The 2,899-nt window shown below is 65.2% G+C and carries 3 protein-coding genes; all 3 read right to left on the bottom strand.

Annotated features, from left to right (window positions below; translation table 11 throughout):
* Window positions 1-45 precede the first annotated feature (45 nt).
* Window positions 46-591, bottom strand: coding sequence for a YceI family protein (locus V6M49_RS08010; RefSeq protein WP_141139636.1), 546 nt, complete (start codon window positions 589-591; stop codon window positions 46-48).
* A gap of 156 nt (window positions 592-747) precedes the next feature.
* Window positions 748-1,647, bottom strand: coding sequence for a pullulanase X25 domain-containing protein (locus tag V6M49_RS08005; RefSeq protein ID WP_332760790.1), 900 nt, complete (start codon window positions 1,645-1,647; stop codon window positions 748-750).
* Window positions 1,648-1,888: 241 nt separating this feature from the next.
* On the bottom strand, window positions 1,889-2,890 hold the full coding sequence (locus V6M49_RS08000) for an adenosine deaminase (protein WP_332760791.1): 1,002 nt from the start codon (window positions 2,888-2,890) through the stop codon (window positions 1,889-1,891).
* Window positions 2,891-2,899 lie beyond the last annotated feature (9 nt).

Below are 2,899 nucleotides of genomic sequence, written 5' to 3'. Positions count from 1 at the left end.
TGTCCCGGCCGGAGTCATCGCGGCGCCAGGAAAAACTCATGGCAGTCAGGACTGCTTAACCAGCGCAGCTTCGACGTTGATCTTCACCTTGTCGCTGACCAGCAGGCCGCCGGCTTCCAGTGCGGCGTTCCAGGTCAGGCCGAACTCCTTGCGGCTGATCTCGCACTCCGCGGAGAATCCTGCGCGGGTGGCACCAAAGGGGTCCACAGCTACCCCGGTGAACTCGACCTCCAGCTCCACCGGCTTGGTGATTCCGCGGATGGTGAGATCGCCCGTGAGCGTGTAATCCTCGCCGTCGCCCTCCACCGCGGTGGCCCGGAACGTCATCTCGGGGTACTCCTCCACATCGAAGAAGTCCGCGCCCTTGACGTGCCCGTCGCGGTTGGCGTCGCCGGAATCGAAGCTGGCCGTTTTGACCGTGGCGTGAAGCGAAGCGTCGGCGAGGGATGAGCCAACGCGGGCTTCGGCCGAGGCGTCCGTGAAACGTCCGCGGACCTTGCTGATGCCCGCGTGCCGGACAGTGAAGCCGATCTCGCTGTGCGACATGTCCAGGGTCCAGACGCCCGAGGTAAGGCCTGAAGGTAGGGTCACTTTTACATCTCCTTTGTGGGAAACAGTGCTGTGGAAACCGGCCAGGACGACCGGTTTCCACACTGCTTCACTCCGGAGTTTTTGTCCAGATACTGACCCTAAATCCGCCCGCAGATGCCGTTATCTGGACGAAAACTCAGCAGGCGAGGGGCCCGGTCAGTTGATGGTGATGTCCCGCGTGCGGTGGTCGTAGCGGATGGTGACCGTGCCGCCGTCGTGGTGCAGTTCGTGGTTGGGGCCATCAAACGTGCCGAACGCGCCGTAGTTCTCATCCCACGAGCGGTTCAGGGCGATCTTGAACGTGTACGAGCCGGCGGGCAGGTCGGCGCTGATCTTCCACAGCTGGTCCAGGGCATCGAGCGTCAGCTGGGCCTCGTCGTACTGCGGGGCCCAGTTTTCCGGCGCGCCCAGGATGGTGTTGAAGTCGCCGGCAACCGCCACGGCCTCGGGCTGCGGGAGAGTCTCCACAGCGGGCGCTTCGGCCTTTGCCTTGGGCGCAGCCTTGGGCGCTGCCTTGCGCGAGCGGACCGCCTTGACCACGGGCTCCACGGCGTCCTCGATGGCGTCCTCGATTGCCTTCGCGGCCTTCCCGACGGCGTCGGCGGCCTTCTTCGCGGGAGTCCGCTTTGCCGGGGCCTTCTTGGCGGGAGCCGCCTTGGCTGCCGGTGCCGCTGCCGCTGCGGGTGCCGGCGCCGGCGGAATGGCGACGTCGGCAGGAACCGGAGTGCCGGCGTCGAGCGCTGTGGCGAAGGAATCCGCATCGGGGAACGCGACCGTGGCGCGCATGCCGTCATCGGTGATGGTCCAGCCGGAACGGCCCTTGACCAGCCAGCCGGCCTTGACCAGCTTGGCCGTGGCGGACGTGAGCGTCTTGTGTCCACGCGGAATGCCGCCGCTGAGCAGCGTGGCCTCGTGATCACTGAACGGCACGCGCGCGGTGGCTTCCGCCAGAACCTCGCCGGCATTGAGTGAACCGCCGGACCAGACGCCTTCCGTCAGGACGTGCAGCACGGTCTTGAGTCGGAGGTCGGTGTTATCTGCGATGGACTTGGCCATGATTCCCCTTGCGTAATGCGATCTGTCACTAGGCATCCTGCCAAGATCCTGTTAAATCGCGCGACTTGAATTGGTTAACTCTTCGTGTCATGACCGACTATGACGCGGATTACAGCACAAGTGAGGCAGGAGTCTCGGCTAGGGGGCTGTTTACTCAACCCTGGAGCGCAAGTTCCGGGTATCGCCGGACTCTTCCCCGGACGCGCTCGGGCATAAGTGTAGCGAGTGCGAACGCGCGTAGCTACCCGCGGTTCAGTTCGTCCAGAAGCTCTGCTTTTCGCTCCTCGGAGGCGAACGACGAATGGATGGAATTGGCCGCGAGCCGTGACCTGTCGAAGTCTGAAAGGTCAAAAACGGCCTTCAGCTGGGAAAAGTTGTCATCCACGTACCCACCGAAGTAGGCCGGATCATCCGAGTTCACGGAGACGTTGAGCCCGGCGGCGAGCATGGCCGGCAAGGGATGGTCTGCCAGGGTGTCCACGGCACGCAGCCGGACGTTCGAGAGCGGGCAGACCGTCAGCGGAATCCGGTCCGCCACCAGCCGCTCCACCAGGTCCGGGTCCTCCATGCAGCGGATGCCGTGGTCAATCCGTTCCACTCCCAGGATGTCCAGCGCTTCGATAATGTACGACGGCGGTCCCTCCTCGCCTGCGTGCGCGGTCAGCCGCAGGCCCGCTTCGCGGGCTTTGGCGAACAGCCGCTCAAACTTGGCCGGCGGGTTGCCCACCTCGGCCGAATCCAGGCCGATCGCCGCGATGGGGGCATTCATGGCCAGCAGGCCGTCCAGGACCTCCAGCGCCGATTCCTCGGACTGGTCCCGCAGGAATGCGGCAATCAGCAGGGTGGACATGCCGAAGTCCTCCTGGGAGGTGGCCAGGGCGGAGGCCACGCCGTTGACGCAGGTTTCCAGGCTGACGCCGCGGGACAGGTGGGCCTGCGGGTCCATCATGATCTCCGCGTGCCGGACCCCCGCTGCGGCGGCGCGGGCGAGGTAGGCGCGGGTCATATCGGCGAAGTCCCGCTCGGTCTGCAGCACCGCCATGTTGGCGTAGTACAGGTCCAGGAAGGACTGCAGGTCCGTGAACTCGTACAGTCCCCGGAGCTCCTCCAGGCCGGAGTACGGGAGGGTGATGCCGTTGCGTTCGGCCAGTTCGAGGATCAGTTCCGGCTGCAGTGTGCCCTCAATGTGCAGGTGCAGTTCCGCGACGGGGAGGTTCCTGACAGCCGCTTCGGTTTCGGGCAGGTCCGTCTC

It is taken from the genome of Pseudarthrobacter sp. (assembly GCF_036675385.1).
Taxonomy (GTDB): domain Bacteria; phylum Actinomycetota; class Actinomycetes; order Actinomycetales; family Micrococcaceae; genus Arthrobacter.
The sequence above is the reverse complement of the archived record's forward strand: the minus strand, read 5'-3'. Positions and strand labels throughout refer to the sequence as shown.

Bases quoted from the DNA above. Each gene is read 5' to 3' on its own strand.
- V6M49_RS08005 (WP_332760790.1), bottom strand. From the start codon at position 1,647: ATGGCCAAGTCCATCGCAGATAACACCGACCTCCGACTCAAGACCGTG.